Source organism: Brevibacillus sp. 7WMA2 (assembly GCF_010748895.1).
Taxonomy (GTDB): domain Bacteria; phylum Bacillota; class Bacilli; order Brevibacillales; family Brevibacillaceae; genus Brevibacillus_B; species Brevibacillus_B halotolerans.
This window is the reverse complement of sequence record NZ_CP048799.1, coordinates 3,780,161-3,799,677: the sequence shown is the minus strand read 5'-3', so window position 1 is coordinate 3,799,677 and position 19,517 is coordinate 3,780,161. Positions and strand designations below refer to the sequence as shown.

At 40.9% G+C, this 19,517-nt stretch carries 19 protein-coding genes; 10 read left to right on the top strand and 9 right to left on the bottom strand.

All coding sequences use genetic code 11. From position 1 onward, the window contains the following. Positions 1-7 precede the first annotated feature (7 nt). The 3 genes from GOP56_RS15960 to fabF form a co-directional block, all read right to left on the bottom strand. Positions 8-532: a transglycosylase SLT domain-containing protein gene (locus tag GOP56_RS15960; protein WP_163246044.1), complete on the bottom strand. Its 525-nt coding sequence runs from the start codon at positions 530-532 to the stop codon at positions 8-10. 350 nt (positions 533-882) lie between these two features. Next, entirely contained in the window at positions 883-1,872 is a 990-nt protein-coding gene (gene trpS, locus GOP56_RS15955; RefSeq protein WP_163246043.1) for a tryptophan--tRNA ligase, read from the bottom strand. Between the two features lie 177 nt (positions 1,873-2,049). Continuing rightward, entirely contained in the window at positions 2,050-3,297 is a 1,248-nt protein-coding gene (fabF, locus tag GOP56_RS15950) for a beta-ketoacyl-ACP synthase II (protein ID WP_163246042.1), read from the bottom strand. Between the two features lie 146 nt (positions 3,298-3,443). Between fabF and GOP56_RS15945 the strand changes: the two genes are divergently transcribed. Then, complete coding sequence (locus tag GOP56_RS15945) at positions 3,444-4,286, top strand: helix-turn-helix transcriptional regulator (protein WP_003333976.1); 843 nt, start codon at positions 3,444-3,446, stop codon at positions 4,284-4,286. Positions 4,287-4,495: 209 nt separating this feature from the next. Here the strand turns inward: GOP56_RS15945 and gyrB are convergent, their stop codons facing one another. The 6 genes from gyrB to dnaA form a co-directional block, all read right to left on the bottom strand. After that, on the bottom strand, positions 4,496-6,418 hold the full coding sequence (gene gyrB / locus GOP56_RS15940; protein WP_121473178.1) for a DNA topoisomerase (ATP-hydrolyzing) subunit B: 1,923 nt from the start codon (positions 6,416-6,418) through the stop codon (positions 4,496-4,498). Continuing rightward, positions 6,418-6,711 (bottom strand): extracellular matrix regulator RemB, encoded by a 294-nt coding sequence (gene remB, locus GOP56_RS15935; RefSeq protein ID WP_004432976.1) that lies wholly within the window; start codon positions 6,709-6,711, stop codon positions 6,418-6,420. Before remB ends, gyrB begins: the two co-directional genes overlap by 1 nt. Before the next feature lie 10 nt (positions 6,712-6,721). Beyond that, complete coding sequence (recF, locus tag GOP56_RS15930) at positions 6,722-7,840, bottom strand: DNA replication/repair protein RecF (protein WP_003333980.1); 1,119 nt, start codon at positions 7,838-7,840, stop codon at positions 6,722-6,724. A gap of 14 nt (positions 7,841-7,854) precedes the next feature. Continuing rightward, positions 7,855-8,073 (bottom strand): S4 domain-containing protein YaaA, encoded by a 219-nt coding sequence (gene yaaA, locus GOP56_RS15925; protein ID WP_003333982.1) that lies wholly within the window; start codon positions 8,071-8,073, stop codon positions 7,855-7,857. Positions 8,074-8,102: 29 nt separating this feature from the next. Continuing rightward, positions 8,103-9,242 carry a DNA polymerase III subunit beta gene (gene dnaN / locus GOP56_RS15920; protein WP_003333983.1) on the bottom strand — a complete coding sequence of 380 codons (1,140 nt, stop codon included), beginning with the start codon at positions 9,240-9,242 and terminating at the stop codon, positions 8,103-8,105. 236 nt (positions 9,243-9,478) lie between these two features. Next, positions 9,479-10,840 carry a chromosomal replication initiator protein DnaA gene (gene dnaA, locus GOP56_RS15915; RefSeq protein WP_003333984.1) on the bottom strand — a complete coding sequence of 454 codons (1,362 nt, stop codon included), beginning with the start codon at positions 10,838-10,840 and terminating at the stop codon, positions 9,479-9,481. Positions 10,841-11,426: 586 nt separating this feature from the next. Between dnaA and rpmH the strand changes: the two genes are divergently transcribed. The 9 genes from rpmH to noc all read left to right on the top strand — a co-directional run bounded on the left by rpmH (position 11,427) and on the right by noc (position 19,442). Next, positions 11,427-11,561 carry a 50S ribosomal protein L34 gene (rpmH, locus tag GOP56_RS15910; RefSeq protein WP_003333985.1) on the top strand — a complete coding sequence of 45 codons (135 nt, stop codon included), beginning with the start codon at positions 11,427-11,429 and terminating at the stop codon, positions 11,559-11,561. A gap of 184 nt (positions 11,562-11,745) precedes the next feature. Further along, entirely contained in the window at positions 11,746-12,114 is a 369-nt protein-coding gene (gene rnpA / locus GOP56_RS15905; RefSeq protein ID WP_003333986.1) for a ribonuclease P protein component, read from the top strand. 6 nt (positions 12,115-12,120) lie between these two features. After that, a complete protein-coding gene (gene yidD / locus GOP56_RS15900; protein ID WP_004432969.1) occupies positions 12,121-12,342 on the top strand; it encodes a membrane protein insertion efficiency factor YidD in 222 nt (73 codons plus the stop codon). A gap of 34 nt (positions 12,343-12,376) precedes the next feature. Further along, on the top strand, positions 12,377-13,144 hold the full coding sequence (yidC, locus tag GOP56_RS15895; RefSeq protein WP_003333987.1) for a membrane protein insertase YidC: 768 nt from the start codon (positions 12,377-12,379) through the stop codon (positions 13,142-13,144). Continuing rightward, positions 13,141-13,782 carry an RNA-binding cell elongation regulator Jag/EloR gene (gene jag, locus GOP56_RS15890; RefSeq protein WP_003333988.1) on the top strand — a complete coding sequence of 214 codons (642 nt, stop codon included), beginning with the start codon at positions 13,141-13,143 and terminating at the stop codon, positions 13,780-13,782. The genes yidC and jag overlap by 4 nt, the downstream gene beginning before the upstream one ends. Positions 13,783-13,934: 152 nt before the next feature. After that, the gene (gene mnmE, locus GOP56_RS15885; protein ID WP_162988303.1) at positions 13,935-15,311 is read left to right on the top strand and encodes a tRNA uridine-5-carboxymethylaminomethyl(34) synthesis GTPase MnmE; all 1,377 of its coding nucleotides are present in this window, start codon (positions 13,935-13,937) and stop codon (positions 15,309-15,311) included. An 11-nt stretch (positions 15,312-15,322) separates the two neighbouring features. After that, the gene (gene mnmG / locus GOP56_RS15880) at positions 15,323-17,224 is read left to right on the top strand and encodes a tRNA uridine-5-carboxymethylaminomethyl(34) synthesis enzyme MnmG (protein ID WP_163246041.1); all 1,902 of its coding nucleotides are present in this window, start codon (positions 15,323-15,325) and stop codon (positions 17,222-17,224) included. Positions 17,225-17,235: 11 nt separating this feature from the next. Beyond that, positions 17,236-17,952 carry a 16S rRNA (guanine(527)-N(7))-methyltransferase RsmG gene (gene rsmG / locus GOP56_RS15875; RefSeq protein ID WP_003333992.1) on the top strand — a complete coding sequence of 239 codons (717 nt, stop codon included), beginning with the start codon at positions 17,236-17,238 and terminating at the stop codon, positions 17,950-17,952. A gap of 635 nt (positions 17,953-18,587) precedes the next feature. Further along, positions 18,588-19,442 carry a nucleoid occlusion protein gene (gene noc, locus GOP56_RS15870; protein ID WP_163246040.1) on the top strand — a complete coding sequence of 285 codons (855 nt, stop codon included), beginning with the start codon at positions 18,588-18,590 and terminating at the stop codon, positions 19,440-19,442. Positions 19,443-19,517 lie beyond the last annotated feature (75 nt).

Sequence of the window (19,517 nt, the reverse complement as noted above, 5' to 3'; positions counted from 1 at the left end):
CCAATGATTATGTGAATAGTCGTTGGTATTGCTCATACTTTTTCTGAATCGCTTCATATGCTGTTTGAAATGTTCTATCTTGTTTAAACTGGCCATCTTTGTTTCGTAATAAAAAAGCACGAATAATCTCTTTCTGTGTTTTACCTGCCTTTTCCCAATGGCTTATCATAAAAGCCCCCATATGGATCGCATGCTCAGGGTTGGCTAGCATATCTGGTGTGAATCCTTTCCAATCCATAATCTCAGCGAATACCTGAGCCGTAGTATCTTTCAAAAGGATCAATCCATTTAACTTGTTTGGCTGGTATTCTTTATTTTTAAAATTTGTTTCATAAGAGATTAAAGCAGCTAGTAATGCTGAATCAATGCCATATTGTTTGGAATAGGCTAGTATCTCTTTTTCATAAGGAACATTGTATTTCACAGTCTGATACTTATAAAAGCTAGCACCTGAACCAATGATTGCAGCAAGTACAACAAAAAAAACAACGGATATAAGACCCATCCTTCTCTTTCTGTGTTCTTGTCTCATTATGTCTCACCCTCGCTTCCTTTCATAAGCTCATAGGTGAATGCGAATGATTGCTTCGCGATCATAGGTTTATTTTATAAATCACTTGATTTCATTCCCATCGGTTTAGCTTTCATCAATCTTACATTTTTGTAAGAGATCAATCCGATTCGGATTCGCATAGGCAAAATCGAATGTCGTCGAGGACTAGGATAAATTGCGATTTTTATTGCTTTTTTTCATTTTAATTAAATTGTTTCACGTGAAACTTACTTTATCTCCTTCAAGCTTTCACGAAATGTCATACTTCGACAAACATGAAAAAGAGCCATTCTCAATTAAGAGTAATGGCTCTTCTCCTGTATTTTCAGTTATATACGCAATAATCCCATTTTATCTTTTACACGATTGCACGTCTGTTCTGCAATCACACTGGCTTTTTCAGCACCAGCTCGCAGAATTTTGTCCAGCTCTGCTACGTCGTTATACTCATTAAAACGTTGTTGAATCTTACTAAGCTGCTCAGTTACAACCTCTACTAGGTCTTTTTTCAATGTACCGTATCCTTGCCCCTGATAACGTTCTACTAGCGATTCAATCGATTCATCAGCAAACATACTATAGATTGTTAGCAAATTCGAGATACCAGGCTTATTCGTTTCATCAAAAGCAATGGAATTCTCGGTATCGGTTACTGCTCGCATAATCTTTTTCTTAAATACATCTGGGGTTTCCAAAATCGCAATGCGACTCGCTTCACTCTCTGCTGATTTGGACATTTTTTTCGTTGGTTCGTCGAGAGCCATGATACGTGCCCCAAATTCTTGGATTTTTGGCTCTGGAATGACAAAGGTATCGCCATATTTATTATTAAATCGTTCTGCAATATCACGAGTTAACTCAATATGTTGCTTTTGGTCGTTCCCTACAGGTACGTGGGTCGTATCATACAATAAGATGTCAGCAGCCATTAAGACTGGATACGTAAACAGACCAACATTGACGTTCGCTTTTCCTTCTGCTTTATCCTTAAATTGTGTCATACGATTTAGTTCGCCCATGTAGCTAGCGCATTGCAATAACCAGCCAAGCTCAGCATGTTCTTTTACATGTGATTGAATAAATACAGTAGCTTGCTTAGGATCAACACCGCATGCTAGATAGATTTGAGCAATTTCACGTGTACGTCTGCGCAGCTCTTCTGGATCTTGAGCAACTGTAATCGCATGCATATCTACCACGCAATAAAAGGCTTCTGCATCTGGCTCATGCTGTAATTCTACAAATTGCTTAATTGCACCTAAATAGTTACCTATTGTTAGGTTACCAGATGGTTGCACTCCTGAAAAAAAACGTTTCAATGTATCCACCTCTCTACTTTCGACAGAAATAAATCTTATCCTGATTTTATTTTCGTTTTTCTTTACATAAATTATAGCATGAGAGGGTTTTCTTCCGATAGTTGCGTCTTGGTTTAACACCAAATAGCATCATTTCAATAATAGATACTGCTTATTCTTTCAAGCCAAGATAATAGGCTAGGACTGGTTAGAATCCCAAGCTCGAAGGACAATAACTGCATTATGTCCACCAAATCCAAAGGAATTGGACATTCCTATTCTCATTTCTGCCTTGCGAGCTTTATTCGGAACATAGTCTAAGTCACAAATAGGGTCTTGGTTATCCTGGTTAATGGTAGGTGGGATAATTCCTTCTTGCAGAGTCTTTACCAAGGCGATAGCCTCAACAGCACTGGCTGCCCCTAGCATGTGTCCGGTCATGGATTTATTTGCTGTCACAGGAATTTGATATGCTTTTTCTCCAAAAAGTCGTTTGATTGCCGCTGTTTCTGATCGATCCCCAACCTCGGTACTGGTAGCGTGTGCGCTAATCACATCGACCTGCTCCGGTTGTACTCCAGCCTCTTGTAAAGCTAGCTTCATAGCCTGATAAGCACCTTTTCCTTCTGGATGAGTAGCTACAATATGATACGCGTCCGAGCTTGCTCCATAGCCCAACACCTCAGCATAAATGCGAGCCTTTCTTTTTTTCGCATGCGCTAAGGATTCAAGAATCAGGATACCTGCCCCTTCAGCCATAACAAACCCATCACGATCAGCATCAAATGGCCTGCTTGCCAATTCTGGCTGATCATTTCGGGTAGATAGTGCCGTTGCATTTCCAAAACTAGCGACAGCTAATTCTGTAATCGCCGCTTCTGTCCCTCCCGCAAAAACTACATCAGCGCCACCAGATTTGATCAGGCGCATCGCTTCGCCAATTGCTGTATTTCCGATTGAACAAGCTGTTACAGGAGACATACTTGGCCCCATCGCTCCATATTTAATGCTAATCATAGAGGACGCCATATTGGCAATCATCATAGGAACTAATAATGGACTCACACGGTCTGGGCCTCTCTCCTTTCGTATTTGCTCTTGTCCCATCATGGTTTGAATGCCACCAATGCCAGATCCAACATATACGCCTAAACGCTCTAAATCAATTTCATAAAGTACAAGGCCAGAATCTATTAGGGCCTGCTCTGCAGCTACCAAAGCAAACTGACTGAAGCGATCCATGCGCCGTGCCTCTTTACGTCCAAAAATGGAATCTGCATCAAAGTCCTTAACTACCCCAGCAAACTTGGTTTTATACTTGCTAGTATCAAATGTATCTATATATGAAATTCCGGATGTACCTTGTACTAAATTACTCCAAAAGCTCTCTACTTGATTTCCCATTGGTGATACAACACCCATACCAGTAATTACTACTCTTTCCATAGGCACTCTCCTTACTTGCATATTTGGAAATGTTTCAGTTTCTTCTTACTTTCTATCTTGGCAAAGCCTCTATCCTATTACAAGTTGTTATTTATCCTAGTATAATTAGTACCAGTATAAACAAAACAGTAAGGAGGGTTCATAGAATGAATAAAAATGCCCGACTTCAAGCACTTTCTACCTTTTTAAAAAATCAAAGAGCAAAGATTTCTCCCGAGTCAGTTGGCCTCGTCGCAGGTGTCCGCAGAAGAACGCCAGGGTTACGCAGAGAAGAAGTAGCCCAGCTAGCTGGCGTTAGCACCACCTGGTACACCTGGCTGGAGCAAGGACGTGACATCACCGTTTCCAAATCCGTAGTCGATGCTATCGCTACTGCCTTACAGCTAACAGTGGATGAGCAGAAATACCTACATTCGTTAGCACTTGGAGCTGGACCCGTTATCTCAAAAAATACGGGGGAAATAACGGAAATTCCGCCTTCTTTACAAAAAATTTTACAAGAGCTGCGTTTTTGCCCCACGATCGTCTCGAACAGCAGAAGTCATATTTTGGGCTGGAATGCAGCAGCTTCCCATGTATTTTTGGATTTTAACCAGATTCCCTACGAGGAGCGTAACCTACTAGGCCTGATATTTACCAGAAAGGAATTGCAACGGTTAGCTGTTAATTGGGAGCATTTTGCTAGTGGCTTTTTAGCTATCTTCCGGGCCTCTTATGGGCAATATGTCGAGGATGAATGGTATAGTCAATTCGTAGAGAAAATGAAAACCGTCCATCCTGATTTTCAGCGGTTGTGGGAACAGAGCGAGGTCAGCTCTGCGCCAGAGGTTTACATTGAATTTAGACATGCTAAAGCGGGAAAGATGTTATTCCATCTTACCTCCTTGCAGGTTCAGGGCAGTGGGGACTTACGCTGTAGTATTTACACCCCTGTGCCACAGTCTACGACGGAAGCTAAGTTAAGGAAGCTGATGGAGGAAGTGCTATAAAACCGTATCAAATAATGAGAACACCATGCTTAAGGGTAAATAATCGGGAAAAGGGGAAGCTTAACCAATAAGTACAAAAGCAAATAGAGATGGATCAAATTCCTTTTTCCTGCAAAAAAAAAGCTTGCCCCGTAAAGGACAAGCTTTTTGTCTTCTTATTGAATGAATTTGAATTCTGGTGCTTCACTCCGAGATAGTCGGAGCCCACCTTAAATATCCAAATTGCGTACGTTACGAGAGTAGCTTTCAATAAAGTCACGACGCGGCTCTACTTCATCACCCATTAGAGTTTGGAAGACCATATCTGCATCAATAGCATCTTCTAGTTCTACCTGTAGCAAAGTACGAACGGAAGGGTCCATTGTTGTTTCCCACAATTGCTCTGCATTCATTTCCCCTAGCCCTTTGTAACGCTGAATGTTAGGCTTAGGAGTCTCTTTTAGCTGGCTTAAGATTTGGTCGCGTTGACGATCATTAAAGGCATACTGAATCGTTTTTCCTTGCTTAATACTAAAGAGCGGCGGCTGTGCAATATACACAAATCCAGCTTCAATTAGTTGACGCATATAGCGATAGAAGAAGGTTAACAAGAGCGTACGGATGTGAGCACCATCGACGTCGGCATCTGTCATGATGACGATTTTATGATAACGCGCTTTGCTGATATCAAAATCCTCACCAATACCGGTTCCAAGTGCAGTGATGATCGTCCGAATCTCGTTGTTACCTAAAATTTTATCTAGTCGGGATTTCTCTACGTTCAATACTTTACCACGCAACGGTAAGATCGCCTGGAAATGACGATCGCGTCCCATTTTGGCAGAACCACCCGCAGAGTCACCCTCTACAATAAACAATTCGCTCTCGGCTGCATCCTTAGAGGAACAATCCGCTAGCTTACCCGGCAGGGCACTTACTTCCAAGGCATTTTTACGGCGAGTCAGCTCACGTGCCTTACGAGCCGCTTCACGCGCTCTAGCAGCCATCAGGGACTTCTCTACAACCTTTTTGGCTACAGCAGGGTTCTGTTCCATAAATTCCTGGAATCGCTCAACAAAGACCGATTCTGTGATGCTACGAGCTTCAGAGTTCCCTAGCTTGGTTTTGGTTTGTCCTTCAAACTGCGGTTCAGGAATCTTAACGGAAATAATCGCTGTAATTCCCTCACGTACATCATCACCAGACAAGTTTTGATCTTTTTCCTTCAAGAAATTAAATTTACGACTGTAATCATTAATTACGCGAGTTAAGCCTGCTTTAAAACCAGCCTCGTGTGTTCCACCCTCATGCGTATTAATATTATTGGCGAAAGAATAGATATTGCTTACATAGCTATCATTGTATTGAATGGCTACCTCTACCTGCAATCCATCTTTTTCGCCTTCACAGTAGATCACTTCATCATGCAGGCTTTCACGGTTTTTATTCAGAAACTCCACGTAGGATTTAATTCCGCCCTCGTAATAAAAATCATCACGGCGTTCTTGACCCTCACGTTGATCCTCTAACGTAATCCGCAAGCCTTTATTTAGGAAAGCTAATTCACGTATCCGCTTTTGTAGCAATTCATATTCATATACGGTTGTTTCCGTAAAGATAGTTGGATCTGGTTTAAAGGTAATGGTGGTACCAGTTGTATCTGTTTCACCAGTGATTTTCAGTTCTTCCTCCGGCGCACCAACATGAAAGCGCATGGAATAAATATTTCCGTTTTGTTTAACAGTAACAGTCATCCATTCTGAAAGAGCATTAACAACAGAGCTACCTACCCCGTGCAATCCCCCAGAAACCTTATATCCGCCACCGCCGAATTTACCTCCGGCATGTAGAACGGTAAGAACTGTTTCTACTGTGGATTTCCCCGTTTTTTCATGAATCCCTGTAGGAATACCACGCCCATTATCAATAACGGTGATCGTATTATCTTTATGAATCAATACGTTAATTTCCGTACAATAACCTGCCAGTGATTCGTCGATAGAGTTGTCTACGATCTCCCATACCAAGTGATGTAGACCTCGACTGCTAGTAGAGCCAATGTACATACCTGGGCGTTTACGTACCGCTTCTAACCCTTCCAGTACCTGTATCTGACTAGCATCATAGTTTTGATCTTTAGTTGTTACATCCACTACTCAGTCAACTCCTTACTATCAGTTTGTACAGAGGGAAACAGCTCACTGTGCTGTATAAACTGCGCACGTTTTTTCAAGGTAAGCGAAGAAATGGGCGAACAGTAAATAGCACGATCCGTAATTACGTAGGATTTAATCTCTTCCGACTGCTGATCAATCATGCGTTTTTCTTTCTTCTGATCTCCCATAAATGTGAGGGATATCTTCGAGTGCTTGACCGTTTGATGATCGATGATAGAGATAACCTCCTTCATACTAACAACCGTATCTCCTCCCACGTGCAGAAACATACACTTCACCTTACCCTTCTTTGGAAATGGACCCCTCTTGCACATTAAAGCGAGTTGCTTGCTGTAAGACCTGATGCTTTAATCCTTCCACACCTGTTGTCGTTACAAACGTTTGAATTTTATCTTGTATCGTTTCAAGTAATAATGTTTGTCTATGCTCATCCAGTTCTGACAAGACGTCATCAAGCAACAGAATCGGATATTCCCCAACTTCTTGCTTAATCAGCTCAATTTCGGCTAATTTCAAAGATAAAGCCGTTGTTCGCTGCTGCCCTTGTGAGCCAAATGATTGTACATCCATCTCGTTTACCAAAAGAGAGAAATCATCACGATGAGGTCCGATTAGTGTACTACCTCTCATCTTTTCCCGTTCAAATATCTCTTCATAAGCAGCCAGTAGCGCTTGAAGAGCTTCTTCCTCTTTCATCTCTTTGGTAACAGGAGAACTATTCACATAATGCAAACTCAGCTTCTCTTTACCATCTGTAATTCCAGCGTGGATTTCTTGAGCCCATTGCTCTAATTTAGTAATAAACTCAAAACGCTTCCTTAGTAATTTTACAGTTAAATCAGCTAATTGTGTATTCCAAATTGCCATAAGGTCAATCTGACTACTCTTTTTCATGGCAAGGTCTTTCAATAGCTGATTTCTCTGTGCTAACACTTTATTGTAATTGCTCAAGTGGTAGATATATGTTGGAGAAACCTGACCAATTTCCATGTCTAGAAAGCGTCTGCGTTGGGCTGGAGCGCCCTTTACGATTGCTAAATCCTCTGGCGCAAATAACACAACATTTAAAGAACCGATATAATTACTCAGTTTTTTCTGCTCTAAACCATTAATTTTAGCCTTTTTACCTTTATTGGTCAACTGCATCTCTAAACGAACAGATCCGTAGCGTCGATTGACTTCACTACGGATCGCCGCATAATCTGCATTCCACTTAATCAGTTCTTTATCCTTGGAGGTTCGGTGGGATTTGGCCAGAGCAAGTACATAGATAGATTCTAATGCATTCGTCTTGCCCTGCGCATTATTCCCAACGAATAAATTAATCGGTCCTGTAAAATCCAGTGAAAGCTCTCTGTAATTTCGATAGTTAGTCAAAAACAGATTACGTAAGAACAAAGGGCTTACTCCTCTCAGCGTACAGCCACTTGATAAGAGCCGTACCCTTCAATAACCACTAGATCATCTGGATATAGCTTACGACCACGGCGGTTTTCTTTTTCTCCATTTACCATAATGGGAACCTCAGCTAAAAAAGGCTTAGCCATTCCACCCGTATCAATTACTGAACTTAGTTTTAAAAACTGTCCAAGCGTAATATATTCTGTAGAAATGTAAACTTTATCTGCCATGTGGGAAAACTCCTTTAGGTGGCTACCTCTTAATACGTACGAACTGGCAAGATTAGATGTAGACTCCAATCATGATCAGTTGGTCGAATAATAAATGGGCTCATTGCCCCAGTAAAGCTAGTTACAATCTCAGAGCTGTCAATGGAACGAAGTGCATCAATCATAAACTTTGCGTTGAAGGAGATTTTTAACTCCTCCCCAGTGCATTGTTTTGGCTGAATGGTTTCCGTTACTTTTCCGATCTCTGGTGCATTTGATGAAATTTCTACATTTCCATCTGGCAATGTTACCAATTTTACCACATTGGTTTTTCCTTCACGACTTAATAAGGAAGCACGCTCAATGGATTGTAAAAATTCTTTGGTTGATAAAACAATCTCCGTTTTACAGCCCTGTGGAATAATACGATTGGTATCTGGATAAGTTCCCTCCAACAGTCGGGAATAGAATAAGATATGATTTGATTTTACTAAAATTTGATTGTCGGCTACAACGATATCAACCAAATTCTGATCATCATCTATAATCTTTACCAATTCATTACAACTTTTACCCGGTACAACAATATTATAGAATCGTAGGGATTCAGAACACTCTACTTTTGCATTGCGAGAAGCAAAACGATGGCTATCTGTCGCTACAAATTTTAGTATTCCCTCTTCTAGTGTCCACATAATCCCTGTTAAGATGGGACGCATTTCAGAAGTGGCAACTGCAAAGGATGTTTGGCGAATCATTGTTTTTAATAAATCGCTTGGAATGCTAAAAACCTTATCCTCTTCTAATTGAGGTAATTGAGGATATTCATTAGCATCTAGACCATTGATTGTAAACTCGGCTTGACCTGAACGAATCAACGTAAGTAAACGATCATCTACACTAATATCAATTTCATTAGCTGGCAATTTACGTACAATTTCACTAAAAATACGTGATGGTAGCACGATGCTGCCTGGCTCGTGTACAGTAACTCCCCAATTTTCTCCCTCTTCTAATGGAACATGCACCTCAATAGAAATATCTGAATCACTACCAGTTAATGTTAAGCCTTCTTCATTTGCTGTTAGTTTAATACCTGTCAAAATTGGAATCGTTGTTCTAGTTGATACAGCTTTAGCCACATGTGAAACAGCAGTTGATAGTTTGTCACGTTGGACTGTAATTTTCATTATACCTTACCCCCGTATACAAGGATTTGTTCTACAAAAGAATTATGCATATTTCCGTATGCCGTATGCATATATAGTAAGTAATCTTTTATATTAAAAAAATAATAGTAGTAGTAATAGGCGCTGTGGATTTGTGGATATCTGCAAAAAGCGCTGAAAAGTAAAGCCTATACACATGTGGATAAGTTGTGTATAGGCTTTTTAGGTTATTCACAAATGTACACAGGAATACTAGTTTAATGGCCAGCCTTCAATTTTTCAATAAGGTTTTGGATGGTGGCCTGCAATTGAGGATCAACTGCTAATGATTTCGAGATTTTTTCATGGGCATGGATAACCGTTGTATGATCTCGTCCGCCAAATTCGTCCCCGATCTTAGGGAGTGAGGCATCAGTAAGCTCACGAGATAGATACATGGCTATTTGTCTTGGAAAAGCAACGGATTTTGTGCGTTTTTTTGCTTTAAAATCCTCTAATTTTAACGTGTAAGCTTCACCAACTGCACGTTGAATATCAATAATTGTAATGATTTTTGGCTTAGAGGAAGGAATGATGTCCTTGAGGGCCTCGGCTGCCAATTGCGTATCAATATCGCGATTAATCAGAGAAGAATAAGCAACAACGCGAATCAAAGCACCTTCTAACTCACGAATGTTGCTATCAATCTGGTTGGCAATATAAATCATAACCTCATTCGGAATATCCAGATTCTCGGCTTTGGCCTTCTTACGCAGAATGGCAATTCGAGTCTCCAGATCAGGTGGTGAAATATCCGTAATCAAGCCCCATTCAAAACGGGAACGCAATCGATCCTCCAAAGTAGGAATTTCCTTTGGCGGTCGATCGGATGAAATGATGATTTGTTTGCTTTCTTCATGCAGGGCGTTAAAAGTATGGAAAAATTCTTCCTGCGTTGATTCTTTTCCAGCCAAGAATTGAATATCATCTATAAGCAAAACATCTACACTACGATATTTATTGCGGAATTCAACCGCTTTATTATCGCGAATAGAGTTAATAAACTCATTCGTAAATTTTTCAGATGATAAATAGACCACTTTCGCAGATGGATTATGCTGAACGACATAATGGCCAATCGCATGCATTAAGTGTGTTTTACCAAGACCTACACCACCATAAATAAACAGTGGATTGTAAGCTTTCGCAGGTGCTTCAGCTACGGCTAGTGAAGCTGCATGGGCAAAACGGTTCCCCGAACCAATTACAAATGTGTCGAATGTATACTTCGGATTTAAGATACTAGGCGGTTGATCATCGCCAGCTAGAGGTTGAGATACTAATTTTGCTTTCGCCATAGGTAACTCATCAGTAAGACCGAAGTCGGGATTTTGGGGAACGACAAACTTCACCTTCATATGGATTCCTGTCGTTTCATAAAGCGTTTCTATGATAAGTGGTGAATAGCGAGATTCGAGCCAATCACGAGCAAATTCATTTGGAGCGACTACAATCAAAGAGTCTTCCTCTAATGCAGTTGCCTTTGTCGCCTTCAACCAGGTGTCGAAGCTAGGCTTGCTTAATGTTTTCTCGATTTTAGCTAAAACTTTTCGCCATAATTCTATAATCGTTGCGTCCACCTAGTAAATCCCTCCTTTCAGCACTACACAGGCATTGTGGATAATTAAAAATGCTAAATCATATGTCATCACGGACTCCCGTACCTTCTGAGAAAAAAATAAGACAATTATCCGCATAGCTGTGAGTATCTTATTCACAATGCAGAATATCTGTCCACAACCTTATCCACATGCTGTGGAAAAGTAAAAATCTGATTTCACTTATCAACGGATCAAAACAAAAACATGATATCAAATAAAAGCCATGATATCAATGGTTTTTTAATAGTTATCCACAAACACAACAAATAGTAGCCGTATTTCATCAACACCCCTATATTTTGTGTGCAACCTGTTTATAAATTTGTAGAAAACTTTTCTGTGGATAAAAAAGATATACACAGGGGCGGGAAATAATCTTTTGTGGATAGTTATTTATAGTAGAAAACAGACGATGAAAAGAAAAAAGATAGATGTAGGAGGAAGAGAAGATAAAAGTAGAGGGATTAATTTGGCAAAAGGGATTAGATAACGAGTAACTTGACTTTTTGATTATTTCTTTATATAATTCCAAAGAATGCTTGGAGGACGGAGGTGTAACTTCAATATGAGACCTACATTTAATCCTAACAACCGTAAACGTAAGAAAGATCACGGGTTCCGCAAACGTATGAGCACAAAAAATGGCCGTAAGGTTTTAGCTGCCCGTCGTCGTAAAGGTAGAAAGGTGCTTTCCGCTTAGGCCACATTTTAAAGTGGCCTTTTTCTATAGATAATACTTAAGAGTACTTCTATAGAAAAAGGTGAGAGAATATATGTGAGGAGCCAGCCCTGTCTGGCTTCTTCCTTTGTTTCTTGGTAATACTAGAAGCAGTGGAATGCGCCCTTTTTTTCCACTATAATGTTGATGGTAGGGGTGTCCACCAATGCATCGCTCGCATCGATTGCGAAAAAATGAAGAGTTTCAGAAGGTTTTTCAAAAGGGAAAATCAGCTGCTAACAAACAATTTGTTATTTATACATTAGAAAATCAGGGACAAGCCACTTTTCGAATCGGGATCTCTGCCAGTAAAAAAATTGGCAACGCTGTCACGCGTAATAAAGTTAAGCGACTTTTAAAAGAAGCGATTGCTGCGATTGAGGATCGAATCAAGCCTCATTTGGATATCATTGTAATTGTGAGACCAGGGGTAGAAGAGATGCCGCTTGCTTCCATACAGGGCTCTTTAATGCATGCTTTAAAAAGAGCAAAAGCAATAAAGGCGGTTGAGATACATAACGAAAAAAGAGGTTAGATGATAATGAAGAAATTTTTGATTGGGTTTATCCGCTTTTATCAGAAATTTATTTCACCATTAAAGCCTCCAACCTGTCGATTTGCGCCTACGTGTTCCTTTTATGCGATTGAAGCCATACGCCGTTTTGGTGTATGGAAGGGTGGATGGTTAGCTATTGTGCGAATTGCTAAATGTCATCCCTTTCATCCAGGAGGAATTGATCCAGTACCAGAGAAACATAAATAATATAATTTTCCTTAACTAAAGGAGGAACATGTCTTTGAGTAGTCGTATTCGCTATGTCCTTCTGCTTGGATTCCTTATGGTAATTCTGGCAGGATGTGGGACTGATATTGCACATCCTCCGCCAATTGGTCCTGAATCAACTGGAATCTGGGATAAATTCTTCGTTTATCCGCTATCTTGGCTGATCAAGGAATCCGCACTTTTACTTGGCGGTAGCTTCGGGCTTGGAATTTTGGTTGCGACGATTTTAATTCGTACGTTGACATTGCCACTTAACGTGAAGCAAATTAAATCTTCCAAGGCAATGCAGGTCATTCAACCAGAACTTCAAAAAATCCGAGATAAGTACAAGAATGATCCACAAAGAGTACAGCAAGAGACCATGTTATTATTCCAAAAAAATAACATTAACCCACTGGCAGGATGTTTACCGTTATTGGTACAAATGCCTATTCTTATTGCTTTTTATAATGCGATTATTCGCACGAGCGAAATTCGAGAGCAATCGTTTTTATGGATGCAGCTAGGTGAAAAGGACCCGTTCTTTATCTTGCCAGTATTAGCTGCTCTGACAACATTCCTGCAACAAAAAATGATGGGTTCTGCGATGCAAAACAACCCTCAAATGCAAATGATGTTGTACATGATGCCTATCATGATTTTGGTAATTTCTATGACGTTACCTTCTGCCCTTGCTTTGTATTGGGTATACGGTAACATCTATATGATTATCCAAACGTATTTCTTATACAAAGATAACCGTACTACTCAGAAAAGTCCCAAGGGGGGAGCTTCCAAGTGAAAAAAGCGCTAGCTTCAGCCAAAACGATTGATGAAGCTGTTGAAAAGGCACTGCGAGAACTTGGAGTATCAAGAGACAGAGTAAATGTTCGCGTACTAGAAGAGCCAAGTAAAGGATTTCTTGGTTTGATAGGTACGAGAGATGCAAAAGTAGAAGTGGAAGTACAGTATGATCCGATTGAAGAAGGACGCGGATTTTTAGCTGATGTGTTAAAGCAAATGAACCTCAATGTGAAAATCGATTCCCAAAAACAATCAGAAGGTACCGTTTTCCACATGATTGGTGAAGATCTGGGCATGGTGATTGGTCGACGTGGTCAGACATTGGATTCCTTGCAATATTTGGTTAACGTTGTAGCCAATAAACATGCAGAAAAGCACGTTCGCATTATTTTAGATGCAGAAAATTATCGAGCAAAGCGCAGAGAGGCACTAGAGAAATTAGCTTATCGTCTTGCTCAAAAAGCGATTCACACCAAACGAAACGTACGTTTGGAACCAATGACAGCGGCAGAACGAAAAGTGATTCACGCCTTTTTGCAAACACGTACTGATGTCATTACATTTAGTGAAGGTGAAGAACCGCATCGTTATATTGTGGTTGCACCGAAAACAAAGGAAAAAGAAGCCTCACGTTAGGCTTCTTTTTTTTTGTGCGTTTTACCTGATTTGATTTTGCTAATACTGTGGATAAGTCTCAATGGCAGGCGCTCTATTCATTGTGGAAAAAATATGATATGCTAAGGCGTTAGGAAAAGAATGCCTACTTCATAGTTTTGAGGTGAAATATAGTGAATATGGATACGATTGCAGGTGTGGCCACGCCCATGGGGGAAGGTGGAATTGCAGTCATTCGCGTGAGTGGCGATGATGCAATTTCGATTGTGGATAAAATCTATCGAGGTAAAAATAAGTTATCCACTGTGGATAGTCATACGATACATTATGGTGCGCTGGTAGATCCAGTTGCTAATGAGCAAGTAGAGGAAGTACTAGTTTCTGTTATGAAGGCACCACGTACTTTTACACGGGAGGATGTAGTGGAAATCAATTGCCATGGAGGTTTGATTTCTGTAGAGAAGGTCCTCGATCTGGTGCTGGAGCATGGAGCAAGATTGGCAGAACCGGGGGAATTTACGAAAAGGGCCTTCTTAAACGGCCGTATTGATTTATCACAAGCGGAAGCCGTTATTGATCTGATTCGAGCTAAAACGGATAAAGCTTTAAAGGTAGCCTTATCACAAGTAGAGGGAAAGCTGTCCAAGCTAATTAAGGGCTTGCGTCAGGAGTTAATAGAAGCAATGGCTCATATTGAGGTAACGCTTGATTATCCTGAGCATGATGTAGAAGAGTTCACCCAGAATTTCCTCCTAGGTAAGTGTGAGGAGGTAAAACAACAAGTGGCTCGTTTACTACAAACGGCTAAACAAGGTAAAATCCTGCGCGAGGGATTATCTACTGCGATCATCGGAAGGCCTAACGTTGGAAAATCGTCATTATTAAATAGCTTTGTACAGGAAGATAAGGCGATTGTAACAGAGATTGCTGGGACGACTCGCGACGTTATCGAGGAATATGTAAATGTAAGAGGGGTTCCTCTTCGTCTAATTGATACAGCTGGAATTCGGGAGACAGATGACATTGTTGAAAAAATCGGGGTAGAAAAGTCTCGCCAAATTCTTCAACAAGTCGATTTAGTGCTGCTTATGGTAAACTATAATGAGTTTTTAAACGATGATGATCTCGCTATTTTTGAGGCTGCTAAAGGCTTGCAGGTCATCATTATCGTCAATAAAACTGATTTAGAGCAAAAGCTGGATATAGATAAGATAAAAGAGGCTTTTCCGAGTGCACCTTTGATTTTAACGTCCATCAAGGAAGAGAAGGGAATCGATCAGTTAGAGCAAGCTATCGCCCATCTATTCTTTACAGGTCGTGTCCAACAGGAAGATATGACATATGTCAGTAATGCCCGCCATATTAATTTGCTGCGTCAGGCCGAACAGGCTATGGCAGATGCTATTGACGGTGTTCATCAACAAATGCCGGTAGATATGGTGCAGATAGATATTAAAAAGGCGTGGGAGTTATTAGGAGAAGTAATCGGAGAGAGTGTTGGCGAGGACTTAATTGATCAGATTTTCTCCCAATTCTGTCTCGGTAAATAGGAGGTAGAAACATGAGCACAACATACAACGGCGGGGAGTTTGACGTAATTGTTATCGGAGCGGGTCATGCAGGGTGTGAATCTGCGTTGGCAGCTGCTCGCATGGGATGTCAAACCCTGCTTATCACGATCAATCTAGATGCTGTAGCCTATATGCCTTGTAACCCGTCAGTAGGTGGCCCTGCAAAGGGACACGTAGTTCGTGAAATTGACGCTTTAGGCGGTGAGATGGGTAAAAATACAGATAAAACCTATATCCAAATGCGGATGCTTAATACAGGAAAAGGCCCGGCTGTTCATGCGTTGCGTGCGCAAGCGGATAAGTTTGCATACCAGCATGAAATGAAGAAAACGATTGAAAATACGCCAAATCTCATTTTGCGTCAAGCGATGGTTGAGGAGCTAATTGTAAATAACGGCGTGTGCGAAGGGGTTATTACCAACACTGGGGCACAGTATAAAGCGAAGGCAGTCGTCGTTACCACAGGAACATACTTACGTGGAAAGATTATTATTGGTGATCTCCAGTATGAAAGTGGACCTAATAACATGCGTCCTTCCGTGCGTTTGGCTGAGCATTTAAAAGAATTGGGCTTTGAGCTTGTTCGTTTTAAAACCGGGACACCGCCTCGCGTGCATAAAAGCAGCGTTGATTTCTCCAAGATGGAAATTCAGCCAGGTGATGAGGAACCACGTGCATTTTCATACGAAACAACAGCTTCGATTCCTGATCAATTACCATGCTGGTTAACATATACGAATCTGGAAACTCATGAAGTGATTCAGGACAATCTGCATCGTGCTCCGATGTATTCTGGTGCAATTGAAGGAACCGGGCCACGTTATTGCCCTTCTATAGAGGATAAAGTAGTACGTTTCAACGACAAACCGCGTCATCAAATCTTCCTGGAGCCAGAGGGTCGTCATACAGAAGAGATGTACGTACAAGGTTTGTCAACCAGTCTGCCAGAGGATGTTCAGTTAAGCATGCTTCGTTCTATGGACGGTATGGAAAATGCTAAAATGATGCGTCCTGGTTATGCCATTGAGTATGATTCCATTGTGCCTACACAATTGTGGCCTTCATTGGAAACCAAATTGATAGAAGGTCTGTTTACAGCAGGACAGATTAATGGTACATCAGGCTATGAAGAGGCAGCAGGACAAGGTCTAATGGCAGGGATAAATGCAGCTCGTAAGGTACAGGGAAAACCTCCAGTGATCCTAGGTCGCGAGGAAGCATATATGGGTGTTCTTATTGATGATCTAGTTACCAAGGGAACGAATGAACCTTATCGTCTGTTAACCTCTCGTGCGGAATACCGTCTCTTGCTTCGTCATGATAATGCAGATATGCGTTTAACTGACATTGGTTACGAAATTGGTTTAATCAGTGAAGAACGCCACAACAAATTTCAACAAAAACGCGAGCTAGTAGCAAAGGAAAAGGAACGTCTGCATTCAACTCGGATTCGTCCAGAACACGAATTGGCTCAGGAGGTACTTCGAGAAGCAGGTACTCCTGAACTGACAGAGGTGATTGATCTAGCTCAATTATTACGTCGTCCAGAGGTAACGTATGAGCATATCCACCGCATTTCTCCTGCTCCAGAAGAGTTAGATGTAGATGTTCGCGAGCAAGTAGAAATTCAAGTCAAATACGACGGATATATTCGTAAATCGTTAGCTCAAGTAGAAAAAATGAAAAAGGTGGAGGAAAAGCTCATTCCGAAAAGGATCGACTATACCGTTATTTCCGGTATGTCGAAGGAAGCGCGTGAAAAGCTACAAAAAATTCGTCCACTAAACATTGGTCAAGCATCACGTATTTCCGGTGTAACGCCAGCTGATATCTCTGTATTGATGATTTATATGGAGCAATTTCATCGCATGCTAAACCAAGCCGCTGAATAGAGGAGACTGGAATGAGCAAACAGGATTTTTCTGCACGCCTACAAGAAAAAGGGATTGTGCTTACTTCCGAACAATTGGACCAGTTTGATCAATATTATCGTCTATTGGTCGAATGGAACGAAAAAATGAATTTAACGGGCATTACCGAAGAGGATGAGGTATATAATAAGCACTTTTATGACTCCATTTCTTTAGCGTTTTATGTTCCGTTGCAGGATATGAAGAAAATGGCCGATGTAGGAGGAGGTGCTGGTTTTCCAAGCATTCCGCTGAAGATTTGCTTCCCTCATTTACAGATGACCATCATTGATTCCTTGCAAAAACGTATGAATTTCCTAAGTCATGTGGGTACAGAACTAGGCCTGACGGATTTGTATCCTGTGCATGGAAGAGCAGAAGAGATTGGACAGGATAAAAAGTACCGTGAACAGTTCGATATCGTATCAGCCAGAGCAGTGGCACGATTGAATTTATTAGCAGAGTTTTGTCTGCCGTTGGTTAAGCAAAACGGCTTGTTCGCTTCCATGAAGGGCCCAGACGTTACACTTGAACTAAATGAGGCGAAACGGGCTATTAAGCTACTTGGTGGTAAAACCCGTAAGGTAGAGAGCTTTGAGCTACCTGACGAAGCGGGGGAGAGAAATATCATTCTTATCAACAAAATAGAGACAACTCCCAAAACATATCCGCGTCGTCCAGGCATTCCGGCTAAAAAGCCATTGCTATAGTAGCTAGTTAAAGCATGTATATCACGGAGAAGTTGGTCCCAAATGGGGCTAACTTCTTTTTATATGTGAGCATAGGAAGGATAAATGACTCCATTTTTCACATAAAAATAAAAGAAAACAGGAAAAGTTTTAGCCCAAATAGCCGTTATACAAAGAGAGATATTTCATCCAGATTTTGTTACCCCTCAATGTAAACCAAATTCCAGTGTCTGTAGAAGAGGGCGGAGAGGTCGAACGGAAAGAGATGAAGTAGAAAAAGAAGAGAAAATATTTGTATCAAAGGTAACAAGCTGGAAGAGAAAAAGCCGTAATGAAGAGAAATAAGACATCGCCATGTTTCACGTGAAACACAAAGATTATCTGTTTCGTCGGCAGGACTTTAAGCTTATGATGAAGAATACTTTGAAGCATAGAGGTGCCGGTTCTATCCGACATCGTCCTGTGCGAAATGTATAGTAACAAAAGCCTTAAGCCAGAGAAGAGATGTTCATATTCTTCTCTCTTTGCTTGTAAAGCGATAAATGTTGGGGAAATGATAAACCTAAGGCACTATCATCGCTGAATTTTGGCCATCAATAAAGAATTGGCCACCAAGAGTTTTTCTAACAGTGTGTAAAGAAGTGGGGGATTTCAGAATGACAGTAAAAAATCAATTTTCACGTTTGTTTGGTCTCTCGGATAAAGCGGAAAACGAGGAGATTAAGCAAATCCCAGTTGATGAGATTGTCCCCAATCCTTATCAGCCTAGAACTGTGTTTGACGATGGGAAAATTGAAGAATTGTGCCAAACCATTAAGACACATGGTATTATTCAACCGATTGTGGTTCGTGTTCGTAATAACCAGTTTGAGATCATTGCGGGAGAGCGCAGATGGCGTGCATCAAAGAAAATCGGTATGGAACGGATACCCGCTATTGTAAAAGATTTTAATGATACACAGACAGCTTCTATTGCTTTAATCGAGAATTTACAACGTGAAGGATTAACGGCCATTGAAGAGGCCTATGCTTATCAAAAACTGATTGACCTTCATAATCTAACGCAGGAGAGCTTAGCGCAACGATTGGGCAAAGGGCAATCGACCATCGCTAATAAATTACGGCTTTTACACTTGCCTCAACAGATTCAGGAAGCTCTCATGGCAAGACGAATTACAGAGCGACACGCACGTGCTTTGATACCGTTAAAGGATGCAGAGCTACAGATTAAGCTATTAGAAGAGATTTCTTTGCGGGAGCTTAATGTGAAGCAAACGGAAACCAGAGTGAAGCAATTATTAGAAATGATGGACAATCCTAAGCCTGAGAAGGAAAAACGGGGAAGATTTAAGGCCTTTTCACGTGATTCGCGCATTGCTATCAATACTGTGCGTCAATCTATTGATATGGTGATTCAAACAGGGCTACCTGTGGAAACCGATGAAGAGGATTACGATGAATATTATCAATTTACGATTCGTATCCCTAAAAATCAAAAACCTCAGTCATAAAGCGGCATGAGCCGCCTTTCTTTTTCTGTATGATTATGTATATATGGAATACGGGCATCATCTAAAATGTGTACT

Coding starts and splice junctions, on each gene's coding strand:
- GOP56_RS15960 (WP_163246044.1), bottom strand. CDS start 532: ATGAGACAAGAACACAGAAAGAGAAGGATGGGTCTTATATCCGTTGTT.
- fabF (WP_163246042.1), bottom strand. CDS start 3,297: ATGGAAAGAGTAGTAATTACTGGTATGGGTGTTGTATCACCAATGGGA.
- GOP56_RS15945 (WP_003333976.1), top strand. CDS start 3,444: ATGAATAAAAATGCCCGACTTCAAGCACTTTCTACCTTTTTAAAAAAT.
- remB (WP_004432976.1), bottom strand. CDS start 6,711: ATGTTTCTGCACGTGGGAGGAGATACGGTTGTTAGTATGAAGGAGGTT.
- yaaA (WP_003333982.1), bottom strand. CDS start 8,073: ATGGCAGATAAAGTTTACATTTCTACAGAATATATTACGCTTGGACAG.
- dnaN (WP_003333983.1), bottom strand. CDS start 9,242: ATGAAAATTACAGTCCAACGTGACAAACTATCAACTGCTGTTTCACAT.
- rpmH (WP_003333985.1), top strand. CDS start 11,427: ATGAGACCTACATTTAATCCTAACAACCGTAAACGTAAGAAAGATCAC.
- rnpA (WP_003333986.1), top strand. CDS start 11,746: ATGCATCGCTCGCATCGATTGCGAAAAAATGAAGAGTTTCAGAAGGTT.
- yidD (WP_004432969.1), top strand. CDS start 12,121: ATGAAGAAATTTTTGATTGGGTTTATCCGCTTTTATCAGAAATTTATT.
- mnmG (WP_163246041.1), top strand. CDS start 15,323: ATGAGCACAACATACAACGGCGGGGAGTTTGACGTAATTGTTATCGGA.
- rsmG (WP_003333992.1), top strand. CDS start 17,236: ATGAGCAAACAGGATTTTTCTGCACGCCTACAAGAAAAAGGGATTGTG.
- noc (WP_163246040.1), top strand. CDS start 18,588: ATGACAGTAAAAAATCAATTTTCACGTTTGTTTGGTCTCTCGGATAAA.